Source organism: Streptomyces sp. NPDC034103 (assembly GCF_055575395.1).
In genome coordinates this window covers 110917-124004 of the sequence record NZ_JBVISS010000002.1, presented here as the reverse complement: position 1 = coordinate 124004, position 13088 = coordinate 110917, and the positions used below count along the sequence as shown (strand labels likewise).

The 13088-nt window shown below is 72.7% G+C and carries 13 protein-coding genes; 8 read left to right on the top strand and 5 right to left on the bottom strand.

Annotated elements, in window-relative coordinates:
- Positions 1–103: 103 nt before the first annotated feature.
- Complete coding sequence (locus tag ACZ56U_RS03670; protein ID WP_469082388.1) at positions 104–823, bottom strand: leucine-rich repeat domain-containing protein; 720 nt, start codon at positions 821–823, stop codon at positions 104–106.
- 128 nt (positions 824–951) lie between these two features.
- Between ACZ56U_RS03670 and ACZ56U_RS03665 the strand changes: the two genes are divergently transcribed.
- The 5 genes from ACZ56U_RS03665 (at position 952) to ACZ56U_RS03645 (ending at position 4729) form a co-directional block, all read left to right on the top strand.
- On the top strand, positions 952–2430 hold the full coding sequence (locus ACZ56U_RS03665) for an oxidoreductase (protein WP_469082387.1): 1479 nt from the start codon (positions 952–954) through the stop codon (positions 2428–2430).
- 98 nt (positions 2431–2528) lie between these two features.
- A complete protein-coding gene (locus ACZ56U_RS03660; RefSeq protein ID WP_469082386.1) occupies positions 2529–2987 on the top strand; it encodes an SRPBCC domain-containing protein in 459 nt (152 codons plus the stop codon).
- Entirely contained in the window at positions 2984–3334 is a 351-nt protein-coding gene (locus ACZ56U_RS03655; RefSeq protein WP_469082385.1) for an ArsR/SmtB family transcription factor, read from the top strand. Before ACZ56U_RS03660 ends, ACZ56U_RS03655 begins: the two co-directional genes overlap by 4 nt.
- On the top strand, positions 3331–3780 hold the full coding sequence (locus tag ACZ56U_RS03650) for an SRPBCC family protein (protein WP_469082384.1): 450 nt from the start codon (positions 3331–3333) through the stop codon (positions 3778–3780). The genes ACZ56U_RS03655 and ACZ56U_RS03650 overlap by 4 nt, the downstream gene beginning before the upstream one ends.
- Positions 3781–3925: 145 nt before the next feature.
- Positions 3926–4729, top strand: coding sequence for a maleylpyruvate isomerase family mycothiol-dependent enzyme (locus ACZ56U_RS03645; protein ID WP_469082383.1), 804 nt, complete (start codon positions 3926–3928; stop codon positions 4727–4729).
- A 1-nt stretch (position 4730) separates the two neighbouring features.
- On the opposite strand, the gene ACZ56U_RS03640 is transcribed toward ACZ56U_RS03645, so the two are convergent.
- Positions 4731–5708, bottom strand: coding sequence for an endonuclease/exonuclease/phosphatase family protein (locus ACZ56U_RS03640; protein ID WP_469082382.1), 978 nt, complete (start codon positions 5706–5708; stop codon positions 4731–4733).
- 179 nt (positions 5709–5887) lie between these two features.
- Here ACZ56U_RS03640 and ACZ56U_RS03635 point away from each other — a divergent pair, with 179 nt between their 5' ends.
- A complete protein-coding gene (locus tag ACZ56U_RS03635) occupies positions 5888–6577 on the top strand; it encodes a DUF6882 domain-containing protein (RefSeq protein WP_469082381.1) in 690 nt (229 codons plus the stop codon).
- Between the two features lie 241 nt (positions 6578–6818).
- Here ACZ56U_RS03635 and ACZ56U_RS03630 read toward each other — a convergent pair whose 3' ends face one another.
- Positions 6819–7850 (bottom strand): saccharopine dehydrogenase family protein, encoded by a 1032-nt coding sequence (locus ACZ56U_RS03630; RefSeq protein WP_469082380.1) that lies wholly within the window; start codon positions 7848–7850, stop codon positions 6819–6821.
- A gap of 124 nt (positions 7851–7974) precedes the next feature.
- On the opposite strand from ACZ56U_RS03630, the gene ACZ56U_RS03625 reads away from it, so the two are divergent.
- The gene (locus ACZ56U_RS03625; RefSeq protein WP_469082379.1) at positions 7975–8937 is read left to right on the top strand and encodes a helix-turn-helix domain-containing protein; all 963 of its coding nucleotides are present in this window, start codon (positions 7975–7977) and stop codon (positions 8935–8937) included.
- An 87-nt stretch (positions 8938–9024) separates the two neighbouring features.
- On the opposite strand, the gene ACZ56U_RS03620 is transcribed toward ACZ56U_RS03625, so the two are convergent.
- Entirely contained in the window at positions 9025–10737 is a 1713-nt protein-coding gene (locus ACZ56U_RS03620; protein ID WP_469082378.1) for an IlvD/Edd family dehydratase, read from the bottom strand.
- Positions 10738–11256: 519 nt separating this feature from the next.
- Between ACZ56U_RS03620 and ACZ56U_RS03615 the strand changes: the two genes are divergently transcribed.
- Positions 11257–12288 carry a zinc-dependent alcohol dehydrogenase gene (locus ACZ56U_RS03615; protein ID WP_469082377.1) on the top strand — a complete coding sequence of 344 codons (1032 nt, stop codon included), beginning with the start codon at positions 11257–11259 and terminating at the stop codon, positions 12286–12288.
- 335 nt (positions 12289–12623) lie between these two features.
- Here the strand turns inward: ACZ56U_RS03615 and ACZ56U_RS03610 are convergent, their stop codons facing one another.
- Positions 12624–12887 (bottom strand): GlsB/YeaQ/YmgE family stress response membrane protein, encoded by a 264-nt coding sequence (locus tag ACZ56U_RS03610; protein WP_469082376.1) that lies wholly within the window; start codon positions 12885–12887, stop codon positions 12624–12626.
- Between the last annotated feature and the right edge of the window lie 201 nt (positions 12888–13088).

Below are 13088 nucleotides of genomic sequence, written 5' to 3'. Positions count from 1 at the left end.
CGCGTGCCGCCGACGGCAGGCTGCCTGCCCAGGACCTGTAAGCGCCGACCGGCTGAGTCTGCCGCGGCGCCTCCGGGAAGCCCTCTCTGCGCTCACCAACCCGTTATACGAGAACGAAGCACCCTCGCCGTTCCAGCTCGGCGAGCAGTGGGGCCGGGGGCTCCAACGGGTTCCAGCGCAGGTCCAGCCTTTCCAGGGCAGGCATGTGCAGTACGTGTTCCGGCAGTCGGGTGAGTCCGTTGCTCCGCAGGTCGAGCCGGCCGAGGCGGGGCAAGGTGGTCAGGAACTCCGGCAGTTCACGGAGGGCGTTCTCGCGCAGGTCGAGGTGGCGCAGCTCGTGCAGGCCGGCCATCGTCGCCGGGAGGCTCCGCAGCGCGTTGCCCCGCAGCCAGAGCTCGCGCAGGGCGGGGAGGTCGCCGACGCTGTGCGGCAGTTCGGTCAACCGGTTGTGCTGGGCCCGCAGTTCGATCAGTCCGGTCATGCGTCCCAGGCTGTCCGGCAGGGCGGTCAGCCTGTTCTCGCCGATGTTGAGGTAGCGCAGCCGGGTCAGGTCGCCCAGGGTCTCCGGGATCTCGGTCAACTCGTTGTCGTGCAGGTAGAGACAGCCGTCGAGGCCGGTCAGCTGCCCGAGTGCCGCCGGCACGGCCGAGAGGTGGTTGTGTCCCAGATCCAGCGTGGTCAGCCGGCTCAGCCGTCCGATCTCCGGCGGCAGTTCCGTGAGCCCGTTGTCGGCCAGGATCAGCACCTCGACGTCGGTCCGGTCCCACACCGACTCCGGTACGGCGCCCAGCTGTTGACGCCAGAGGGTCAGCACATGCGGCACGACGTGTTCTCCCTTTCGGCGCACCGGCGGTTCAGGCGCACGGGTCGTGACGAGGGTCCAGGGCGCGAACCTAGCCGACCCCACGCCCGCTCGGTCGCACCGGCGCCCCGGCCAGCTACTCTTCCGGCGTGCACGTGTACGAGGAACTCACCGCGCCGGAACGACAGTTGTGGGACGCCTATCCCAAGGGCCGCACGGTGGACTTCCGCACGGGCGGCCCGGAGGACGACCCCGCGCACGGGGACGGGTGGGGCGAGGACCGGACCGTCAGGGCGGGCGTCGTGGCCGCACTCCTCCTCGGGGTGATCCCGGCCGAACCGGGGCACGTGCCGGCGCTGCGGGTCGCGGGCGCGCGGATCAGCGGGGCGCTGGAGCTCGGCGGGGCCGAGATCGGGCATGCGATGCGGTTCGAGGGGTGCTGGTTCGAGCAGGGCGTCGGGCTGGCCGGCGCCGCCACCCGGACGATCTCCATCAAGGGCAGCCGGCTGCCGGGGCTCGACCTCAGCACGGCCCGCGTGGAAGGCAGGCTGTCCCTGCGCCGGACCGTGATCGATGGCAGCGTGGCGCTGCTCAACGCCCGTCTGTCCGGCGAGTTGATCCTCACCGACGCGGTCCTCTCCCACCCCGGCGGCTGGGCTCTCTTCGCCGGCGGGCTCGTCACCGAAGGCGGGATGTTCTGCCGCCGGACCACGGTGCACGGCGGCGTACGGCTCCTCGGGGCCCACCTGCCCGGCGGCCTGCACATGGAATGGGCGCGACTGCACCACCCGGAGGGGTTCGCCCTCCTCGCCGATCATGCCGTGATCCGCAGTCTCACCCTGGCCGAGGAATTCACCGCCGAGGGGACGGTCAGCCTGCGGGACACCCAGATCTCCGACCACGTGACCCTCGACGGCGCCGTCCTGCGCGCCGCCGGTACGGCGCTGGACTGCGCCCGTATGCAGGCGGGAGGGTTCGTCTTCACTCCGGCCGAACCGCCGTCCGGCGTGGTCAACCTCGAGGACGCCCGGGCCGCGACCCTCCACGACCGTGCGGACGCCTGGCCGCAGACGCTACGGCTCCAGGGCTTCACCTACGGCTCCCTGCACGAGAACGGCGAACACCAGGCATCCGCCGTGGAGCGGCGCCTGGCGTGGATACGACGGCACCCGGGCTACGCGGCCCAGCCGTACGAGCAACTGGCGGCCTGGTACCGGCAGATCGGCCATGACGACGATGCCCGCCGGGTCCTGCTGGCCAAGCAGCGCCACCGCAGGAGGACGCTGAGCCCGCCCGCCCGGCTGTGGGGCCACCTCCTGGAGGCCACGGTCGGTTACGGCTACCGGCCCTGGCGTGCGGGTGTGTGGCTCGCGGCGCTCGTCCTGCTCGGCAGCACGGTCTTCGCCACGCACACGCCGAAGGCGACCGACCCCGGCCAGGTGCCGCCGTTCAACCCCTTCGTCTACACCCTCGACCTGCTGATCCCCATCGGCGGTCTCGGCCAGCGCACGTCCTGGTACTGGGACGGCGGTACGGCTGCCTGGCTGTCGTACGCCCTCATCGCGGCGGGCTGGATCCTCACGACCGCGGTGCTCGCGGGCGTCACTCGCACCCTGAACCGGAACTGACGGCCGCCGACACCGACTTTCCGCAACCGATGGTTGCACATCACCCGACCCCGGCGTAGGCTGATACGCAACCGATGGTTGCGAATGGGAGTACGGTAATGGAGTACGGGAGCATCGAGCGCGACATCCACGTCGACGCCTCGCCCGAGGTCGTCTACGAGGTCGTCAGCCGGCCGGAGCACATGCGGGAGTGGTGGCCGGACGACGCCCGGTTCGAGCCCGCGGAAGGGGCGCCCGGGGAGCTCTTCTGGCGGGACGAGTCGACGGGCGAGACCATGACCGTCGCGCTCACCGTGGTCGAGGTCGACCCGCCCAAGCGGTTCTCCTTTCGGTGGTGCCACACCGGCGCCGAGCGCGACGGGGACTCGCTGCTGGTCACCTTCGATCTCGTGCCGACCCCGACGGGGACCCTGGTGCGGATGACCGAGACCGGGTTCCGGGAGATGGGATGGGAGGCCGCGGTGCTGGAGGAGCGGTACCGCGAGCACGCGAGTGCGTGGGACCACTACATCCCCCGGCTGGGCACCTATGTCGCACGGTTGGCGTCGGCCCGGTGAGCACGCCGCTCGACGACGATCTGTGGTCGGCGATCGGCGACCCGACCCGGCGCACGATGATCGACCTCCTCCTCGCCTCCGGGCCCGGGACCGCCACCTCGCTCAGCGCGAGCCTGCCCGTGACCCGACAGGCCGTGGCGAAGCATCTCGCCGTCCTCGACCGTGTCGGGCTGGTCCACGCCGAGCCCGCCGGACGGGAGCGGCGCTACCGGGTCGACGAGGACCAACTCGCCCGCGCGGCCCGGCAACTGGCCGCGGTCGGAGCGACCTGGGACGCCCGGCTCCGTCGCGTCAAGCACCTCGCGGAAGCCATCGAACGAAGCCGCACCACCACAGAAGGAGCATGAAGATGGTCGACATCCTGCACCGCGTCGGCGCCGTCGCGCCGCTGGACGAGGTCTACCAAGCGCTGGCGACCCCCGAGGGCATCGCCGGCTGGTGGACCACCGACACCACCGGCAAGAGCGAGGTCGGCGGCCGCCTGGCGTTCCGCTTCGGCGACGTCGGCGGCTTCGACATGGAGATCCTCGCACTCGACCCCGCCGGTCATGTGCGGTGGCGCGTCACGGACGGCCCCGCGGAGTGGATCGGCACCGAGATCGACTGGAAGCTCAGCCGACACGACGACTACACCATCGTCCTGTTCAGGCACGAAGGCTGGCGCGAACCGGTGGAGTTCATGCACCACTGCAGCACGAAGTGGGCGATCTTCCTGATGAGCCTGAAGGAGTACGCCGAGACCGGCCGCGGCAGGCCGGCTCCCGACGACGTCCGGATCAGCGACTGGCATTAGGGTCCGCCGGCCGGGCCCCCGTCGTCCGGCGGCGCGTGCCCCCCGGTCACACCGGACGCGGGTCCGGTCGGCGGGCGGCGTTCTCCGTCGGCGCGCGGGTCCCAACCGCGTTGAGCCGTGACCGGGTCCGGCTTACGGTGGCCCGGTGAGTGATGTCACGCATGACACGTACTGCACCGAAATCGTCATCCGTACCGAGGAGTTGCGCGCCGCCGTCAGGGCCGCCGAGGCGGGGCCGGCCGCGACCGTCGTGCCGAGCTGCCCCGGCTGGAGCCTGACCCAGCTCGCCCGGCACGTCGGCGGGACCCACCGGTGGGCGGCGCGGATCGTCGCCACCCGGGCCACCGGACCCGTCGCCCACGACATGGTCGACGACGTCTTCTCGCCCGGCCCCGAAGCCGCCGCCGACCTGGACGGCTGGCTCGCCGAGGGGTCCGCGGAGCTGGTCGGCGCCCTGCGCGAGGCCGGTCCCGAGGCACCGGTGTGGACCGTCGCGCCGAGCGGTGTCGCGGGGTTCTGGGCCCGGCGCATGACCCACGAGACGACCCTGCACGCCGCCGACGCCGCCCTGGTCACGGGCGCCCCCTTCGCCGTACGCGAGGAACTGGCCCGGGACGCCCTGGACGAGTGGATGGGGTTCGGCGCGCTGCCCCGGGTCCTGGAGGCCGCCGGACCCGACGCCCCGCCCCTGACCGGACCCGGCCGCACGCTCCATCTGCACGCCACCGACGCGCCCCGCGCCGAGTGGCTGGTGGACCTCACCGGCGTACCCGTCATCTGGAGCCACACCCACGCGAAGGCCGCGGTGGCGGTACGGGCCCCGCTCAGCGACCTCGTCCTGCTGCTCTACGGCCGCCGCACCCCGGCCGACCCCTCGCTGGAGGTGTTCGGGGACGCCGGCCTGCTGTCGCTGTGGCTGGAGCGGTCGGGCTTCTGGCTGCGTAAATAGCTCAGGGCGCCGGGATCCCGAACTCCACCCACAGCGGGTAGTGGTCCGAGATGTGCCAGGACAGCTCGTTGAGCGTCCGATCGCCCCGCAGCCCGGGCACGAAGTCGAGGTGGCCCCCGGTCCTGGCCTCCAGTGTCAGGACCGGCCGGCGTCGCTGCCCCTTGGTGAACCAGGCGATCTGGTCGTAGAAGTGCTCGGCACCCGGGTCGTCGAAGATCGTGCGCGGCAGACCGTCCAGGAACGGCGCCGGGACCAGACCGGTGGAGGTGAAAGCCTGGAACAGCGGGTCCCCGGCGCGGTCGATGTTGAAGTCGCCCAGCGCGACGAGGTTGTGGTCCCAGCCGAACTCCCGTTCCGCCCAGCTCGCCAACCACTGTGCGATCGCCCGCAGTTCCGGGACCCGGTCCGCGGCCCGGTCGCCGAACAGGACGTGCAGGGTGACCAGGATGAACGTCTGCCCCTGGGAGAAGAAGCTGACCGCGTAGGGCGTACGCGCGAACTGGCGCCGCAACGCGCCCTCGGGCACGCCCGCCTCCTCCTCGATGGGCACCACCAACTCGCAGGCCAGTCCCGACGGCTTCACCCGGCGCGTGTCGAACAGGAATGCCAGCCGCTCGCTGTTGCCCGCCTCGCCGCGCGTCACGTCCGTGAGGATGAACGCCCAGTCCTCACCGAGGACTTTCAGCATGTGGCGCAGGGAGCGCAGATTGCCGCGCACCTCCTGCACCGCGACCACGTCGAACCTGCGGATCACCGAGGCGATGAGGTGGAGGTCGGTGAAGTTCCGCTTCGGCGAAGCGCCTTGCGGGGTGGTCCAGGCCTTGGTGAGGTCGGAGAAGGCGCGCAGGTTCCAGGTGGCGACGAGGAGGTTGGCGCCGTCTTCCTTCGCCGGTACCTCTGCGTCGACGAACGCGTCCCAACGGGCGGCCTGTTCGACCACTCGGCGCGGCGGCGCCAGGATGTCGGCTTCAGCGGGCACGGGTCCTCCTCGACGCAGGAACGCAGGGAACGCAGGGAACGCAGGGAACGGAACGCAGGAAGCGCAGCGTGTCGAGCGTGCGAGATCCCGTGCCTGGGGGCAAGACCCCGTTGCGGTGACAAGCTCGGCCGACCGACCCTGCCCGAGCTGTGATCGCGAGGGCCTCATAGGGTCGGGGCATGGTGAGCCATTTCAGCGACGCGTTCCTCCTCGAGACCGAACGGCATGCCGCCTGGGGAGCGGCACAGCTGGAGGCGCTGGGCGCGTTCCTGCCCGAGGGGCCCTGGAGCGCCGACCTGCCCTCCTGCACCTACCGGCAGGGGGATCTGGAGCTGCGGGTGGCGGTGCTGGGCACATACGACATGGAGCAGCAGTCCTGGATGTGGGGCTGGGCCAACCCGGGTCTGCGGGGTACCGAGGTGGTGGCGCTGGGCGGCGCCGTCCGGCGGTACGGGCGGGTGCACGGGATCACCGAACTCGCCGAGGAGATCGTGCCGTTGTCCGGGTTCGACGACCCACGGCGGGCGGCCGAGATGCTCGCCTTCACAGGCATGGGAGTCGCCGAGGCTTCCGGGTACATCGGCGTCCCGGCCGGCCCGGCCACCCAGGTCTACTTCCTGCCCGACGACAGCCGCGTCCCGCGCCCCGGCCCGGACCCGGTCACCCTGCCGCGCACCCTGCTCACCGGTGCGGGACTGGTCGGGTACTCGGCCCGGCATGTCGTCGGCGGCTACTTCGACCACCACGGTGTGACCCAGCAGGTCGAGGAGGACCGGATCGTGGCGGACCTCGGCGGCGGCAACGCGGTCGAGGTGGGCTTCGACGAGCGGGGGCGGATCGCGGAGGTGCAGGTGAAGGTGCTGCCCTGAGCGGTGGGCACCGTCTGGGGCCGCGTCCGGCGCGGGCCTCGGTCAACTCCGCTCCCGCGCGGGCCTGTTGAGCCGCCCCGTGCCCCCGTGCAGGTGGCCTTGTCCTCGGACGGCCCGTGCCGTGGTGCGTCGACGACGTCGCCAGTGGTGTGCGAGCGGACCGGGCGGGCGTCGGCGGTGGCGTGCGAGCGGACCGGGCGGGCGTCGGCGGGGAGCGTGGCGCCGCCGGGCCGTGCTGTCGCTACTGGCGCAGTTCGACCGAGAGATGGTCGGACAGGGCGAGCAGGAAGTCGGCCGCGTCGAAGATCTCGCCCGCGGAGGCGACCCCGACCGTCCTGGTCCGGCCGGTGAGGATGCGGTGGACCGCCTCGACCGCGAGGGGTGCGGTGACGGCGTAGATGTCCCGGCCGCGGGCCACGGCCCGCCGTTCGGTGCCGCCGGAGCGTACGACGGCGTCGACGAGGAACGTCTGGTCGGAGCGCCCCTGGTCGTCGGCGGCGGCCGGTGCCGGGGTGTCCGGCGCGGCGAGTTCCCGGGCCGCCTCCACCGCCATGTGGGTGCTCACCTCGGGGACGGCCAGGTGGCTGGGGATGGTGACGACGTCCGCCATGGTGAACTCCGCCATGACGTCCCTGATGCCCAGCGGCTCCGGGAAGGGCCACTTCACGACCGCCGGCGGGTCGTCGTGGTACTCCAGCCGCCCCCCGGTGTGACGGACGCGCTGTCCGCCCCGTCGGCCGTGGGAGACCTCGCCCGCGGCGCGGGTCCCGGCGGTGGGGTGCCAACCGCTCAGCCCGTAGGCGATGTGCGCCTCGTCGGCCACCGTCCAGTCCCCCATCGCGGCCGTGGCCAGCAGGTCACCGAGGCCGCCGTAGAAGGCCATCGCGGGGACGATCACCGCGCCCGCCGCCCGGGCGCGCTCCGCGAAACCGGTGAAGGTGTCGACGTTGGCCTCGATCTCGGCCGCCACGTCCACGTAAGGGATCCCGGCGCGCAGCGCCGCCTCGATCACCGGGGCGGCGGTGGTCGCGAAGGGCCCGGCGGCGTTGATCACGGCGTCCGAGCCGGCCAGGGCGTCGTCCAGCGCGCCCGCGTCGTCGACCGCGGCCGGCCGGACCTCGAGACCGGGGAAGTCGGCGGCCAGCTCCCGCAGCTTCCCGGCGTCGCGGCCGGACGCCACCGGGACGAACCCGCGCTCCCGAAGGTGCGCCACGACAAAGCGCCCGGTGTGCCCGTACGCGCCGTACACCGTCACCGTCTGTCCGGTACCCATCGGATCTCCCCCTGTCCTCACTGATCAGCTCGCTGACCTGCCGCTGATCGACTGGGACCATCTTGTCGAAGACGGGGGCTCACCTGTGAGTGTCCGAAACGACGAGTCCCGTACACTTTCGGACATGCCCACGGTCGCGCTCGCCCTCACCGACGGAATGCTGCACTTCGAACTCTCCATGGCCTACGAGGTGTTCGAAGCCGCCCCGGTCGGCGTCACCGTCCCCTGGTACGACGTCACCCTGTGCGGTTCCGGCGCCGTGCGCGTGGGCCGGTTCCGGCTGGAGCCCGACGAGGGGCTGGACGCCCTGCGGCGCGCGGACACGGTGATCGTCCCGGGCTGGGCGGACGTCGACGTGGAACCGCCCGCCGCACTGGTCGAGGCGGTGCGTGCGGCCCATGAGGCGGGAGCCCGGGTGGCGTCCCTGTGCACGGGCGCGTTCGTGCTGGCCGCGGCAGGGCTGCTGGACGGTCGGCGGGCCACCACGCACTGGGCGCACACCGAGGTGCTGGCGGCCCGCCACCCACGGGTCGAGGTCGATCCGGACGTGCTCTACGTCGACAACGGCACCGTGCTCACCTCCGCCGGCAAGGCCGCCGCGATGGATCTGTGTCTCCATCTGGTCCGCCTGGACCACGGATCGGCCGTCGCCAACGCCGTGGCCCGGCGTCTGGTGGTGCCGCCCCACCGGGCGGGCGGCCAGGCCCAGTTCGTCGCCGCCCCGGTGCCGGCCCGCGACGACCACCCCCTCGGCGCGCTGCTGCCGTGGGCGCTGGACCGCCTCGACCAGCCGCTGACCGTGGAGGACCTGGCCCGCCGGGCGGGGATCAGCTCACGTCACCTCGCCCGGCACTTCAAGGCGGCGACCGGCACCACCCCGTTGCGCTGGCTGCTCACCCAACGCATCCGCCGTGCCCAGGAGTTGCTGGAGACCACCGACGCGGGGGTCGACGCCGTCGCGACGGCCACCGGCATGGGCACCGCCACGACTCTGCGCCGGCACTTCCACCGCACGGTCGGCGTGCCCCCGGACACCTATCGCCGTACCTTCCGCGCGCAGTCACCGCCCGGGGGCGTAGGACTGTGACGGGCCACTCGGACCGGGGCTGCACCCGGCCGAGGGTTGCGCCCCCGCCGCCTCACGCGTGATCGGCGGTCATGTGCGGGTCGGCGCTCAGTGCGACTCGCGGCTGACGTCCGAACCGCTGGAGCCGAGCAGGAAGTCGAGGTCGGCTCCGGTGTCGGCCTGCAGCACGTGGTCGACGTAGAGCCGCTCCCAGCCGCGGCGCGGGGCGGCGAGGCCGTCGAGCATGGCCTGGGCGGGCTCGCGGCGCGCGAGTTCGTCGTCCGGTACGTCGACGTCGATCCGGCGGGCCTCGACGTCCAGGATGACGAGGTCGCCCGTGCGCACCCGCCCCAGCGGACCGCCGGCCGCCGCTTCGGGGGCCACGTGCAGGACGACCGTCCCGTACGCCGTTCCGCTCATCCGGCCGTCGCAGATCCGGACCATGTCGCGCACCCCCTGTTCGAGGAGCTTCTTCGGCAGCGGCATGTTGGAGACCTCGGGCATGCCCGGGTAGCCCTTGGGGCCGCAGCCGCGCAGGACGAGGACGGAGTCGGCGTCCACGTCGAGGTCGGGGTCGTCGACGCGGGCACGGAAGTCCTCGACGGAGTCGAAGACGACGGCGCGACCGCGGTGGCGCAGCAGGTGCGGGGAGGCCGCGGCGGGTTTGACGAGGGCGCCGTCGGGGGCGAGGTTGCCGCGCAGGACGGCGATCCCGCCCTCGGCGACGAGCGGCTCGGCCCGGCCGCGGATGACTTCGGTGTCCCAGACGACGGCGCCGTCGAGGTGGTCGACCAGGGGTGTGCCGGTCACGGTCAGCGCGTCGGGGTCGAGCAGGTCGCGGACCTCGCGCAGGACGGCGAGGAGACCGCCGGCGCGGTGGAAGTCCTCCATGAGGAAGCGGCCCGCGGGCTGGAGGTCGACCAGGACGGGCACGCGGGAGCCGATGCGGTCGAAGTCGTCCAGGGACAACTCGATGCCCAACCGGCCCGCGATCGCCAGGAGATGGACGACCGCGTTGGTCGAGCCGCCGACGGCGGCCAGCGCGACGATCGCGTTGTGGAAGGAGGCCTTGGTCAGGAAGGTGCCCGGCCGCCGGTCGGCGGCGACCAGGTCCACCGCGAGCCGTCCGGTGCGGTGCGCGGCCTCCAGGAGCCGGCTGTCCGGGGCCGGGGTGCCCGCGACACCCGGGATCACCGTGCCCAGCGCCTCGGCGACCAGGGCCATCGTCGACGCCGTGCCCATGGTGTTGCAGTGGCCGCGGCTGCGGATCATCGAGGACTCGGAGCGGGTGAACTCCTCCTGGGAGAGGGTGCCCGCCCGGACCTCCTCCGACAGCTGCCACACCGCGGTGCCGCAGCCCAGCAGGCCGCCCCGGAACGTGCCGTTGAGCATGGGGCCGCCGGGCACGACGACCGCGGGCAGATCCACCGAGGCCGCGGCCATCAGCAGCGACGGGATCGTCTTGTCGCACCCGCCCAACAGGACCACGCCGTCAAGGGGGTTGGCGCGCAGCATCTCCTCGGTGGCCATCGCGGCCATGTTGCGCCAGAGCATCGCGGTGGGCCGTACGTTGGTCTCGCCGAGCGACACCACGGGCAGGTCCAGCGGGATGCCGCCCGCCTCGTAGACGCCGTTGCGGACGGAGGCGGCGACCTCGTCGAGGTGGGCGTTGCAGGGGGTCAGATCGGAGGCGGTGTTGGCGATGGCGATCTGCGGCCGCCCGGTGAAGGCGTCGCCGGGCACGCCCCGGCGCATCCAGGCGCGGTGGATGTAGGCGTTGCGGTCCTGACCCTCGTACCACTGCGCGCTGCGGAGCCTCACCAAGGGTCCCTTCCAACAGTCGGTACGGCGGTCTACTGTTCGGAACGCGATGAAGCCTACGCAGACGCACGACAGGCCGACAGGCCGACAGGCCGACAGGCCGACAGGCCGACAGGCCGACAGGCCGACAGTCACCTGTGCGCGGCGCCCGAGTCGCACCGTGAACTCGCCGCGACGCGGGAGCGGGGGTACGGCGTCGATGACCAGCAGAACGAGAACGGCGTCAACTGCCTTGCCCTGCTGGCGTTTCTCACCTCCCCCGCCACCCTCCGCGGCGCGATGAGCGTCAGCGCGCCGCCTACCGGACACCGCTCGCCGCCCTGATCGTTCCCCTCGACGAGATCCGCGCCCTGCGGCACGAGCCGAGCAGCCGACACCTCGCCCCCTGGAGACAGCCCGTGCACCTCATGCGCGCCGGTGCCCCCGGCACCGAGAAGCCCGCCGCCCGAGTCGACCACGGCGTCGAGAGGCCCGGCGCGTGGCGCCGAGGCGTGCTCGGGGACCGGTGAGCCGCCCGTCATGCGCGCGTTCGTCCTGACCGGCCCCGGTACGTACGAGGTCCAGGACCTCCCGGCGCCGGTGGCCGGGCCCGGCGAGGTCGTCGTCGACGTCGAGCGGGTCGGGGTGTGCGGCACCGATGTGGAGTTCTTCACCGGTGAGATGGCCTACCTCCACCAGGGACACTCCGCCTACCCGATGCGGCTGGGCCACGAGTGGGCCGGGCGGGTCGCCGCCGTCGGAGCCGGTGTGGACCCCGGTCTGCTCGGACGGCGGGTCATGGGCGACACCATGCTCGGCTGCGGCAGCTGCCGCCGCTGTCTGCGAGGGCGCGGACATGTCTGCGAGAAGCGGCAGGAGGTCGGCATCCGCGGGGGCCGGGCCGGGGCGCTTGCGGAGCAACTCGCCGTACCCGCCTCCTCGTTGCACACCCTTCCGGACTCCGTCGACGCCGTGCTCGGGGCGCTGGTGGAGCCGGGCGGCAACGCCCTGCGCGCGGCGCGGGCCGCCGCGCCGGAGCCCGGCGACCGCGCCCTGGTGCTGGGCCCGGGGACGATCGGGCTGCTGGTCGCGATGTTTTTGCGGGCCGCCGGTGCCGAGGTGCACCTGATGGGCGTCACCGAGACCTCCCTCGCCTTCGCCGGCGGCCTGGGGTTCGCGCACACCTGGACCGAGGACACGCTGCCGGACCTGCCGTTCGACTCGGTCGTGGACGCCTCGACCGCGCCCCATCTGCCCAACAGGGCACTGGAGTTGGTCGAACCGGCCGGACGCGTCGTGTACATCGGCCTGGCCGGCGAACCCGCCCGGCTCGACCACCGCACACTCCTGCTCAAGGACGTCACGGCGGTCGGCGTCCTGTCCGCGTCCCCCGGCCTGGACGCGACGATCCGGGCCTACGCTGAGGGGACGGTGGACCCCGCACCGCTCGTCGCCGCGACCGTGGGTCTCGACGACGTCGGCCCGGTACTCGCCGGGCAGCGCCCGTCCGGGGCGGGCCCGGGACCCAAGATCCACGTCGACCCTCGGCTCGGCGGAAGCGACCACGCCTGACGCAGACCTGGGGACTTGGAGCAGGGCCTCACCGACGCCGCCGAACGAGGCCAGGACGGGCCCAGGGGCGCACGAGCGGTGCGCGACGGACCTCGGCTTCCTCAACGAGCGCGGCCAGCCCGTCGGGGCCCTGACCACCCAACTGGTGTCGTTCGACCCACGGCGTGCGCCGATGTCGAGCCCGCGCTCGCCGAACACCGGCGCACCGGAAACCGCATGCGGCACTTCCCCGCCGACGCCGGCCACGAACTGTGCACCCCGACACCCCGCACGCCTCGATCGCCGTCATGGCGAAGGGCCGCACCCATCCGGGGTGCGGCCCTCACCGTGCGCCGTCAGCGGCGCAGTTTCACCTTGCTGATCGCCACCACGCCGATGGCCGCGAGAGCGATCTGGATGAGCCACTCGACCCAGTCGACGCCGTCGGTGTCGGCGACGTCGAGGCCAGCGGCGATGCCGGTTCCTATGAACGCGGCGACGATGCCGATCACGATCGTCCACAGGACACCGATGCGCTGGCGGCCGGGTATGACGAGCCGGCCGAGCACACCGATCACGATGCCGATCACGATCGCACTGATGACGCCTGAAATCTCCATGAGCGGTAGGCCACCCCCCACTTGTCGGTGACATACGAGTGCCCGTTCGGATCGATAGCACTCCGCTCCGTCGCGTGGAGGCGAATTCCGGTGCGGCCCGGGCCGGTCAGGGCCTATCGTCCGGCTGTGCGTTGATCTTCCGAGCGGCGGCTCGTGCCGCCGCGGACGACACGGGCGCCCCCCTGCACGGGCCGCCCGTCG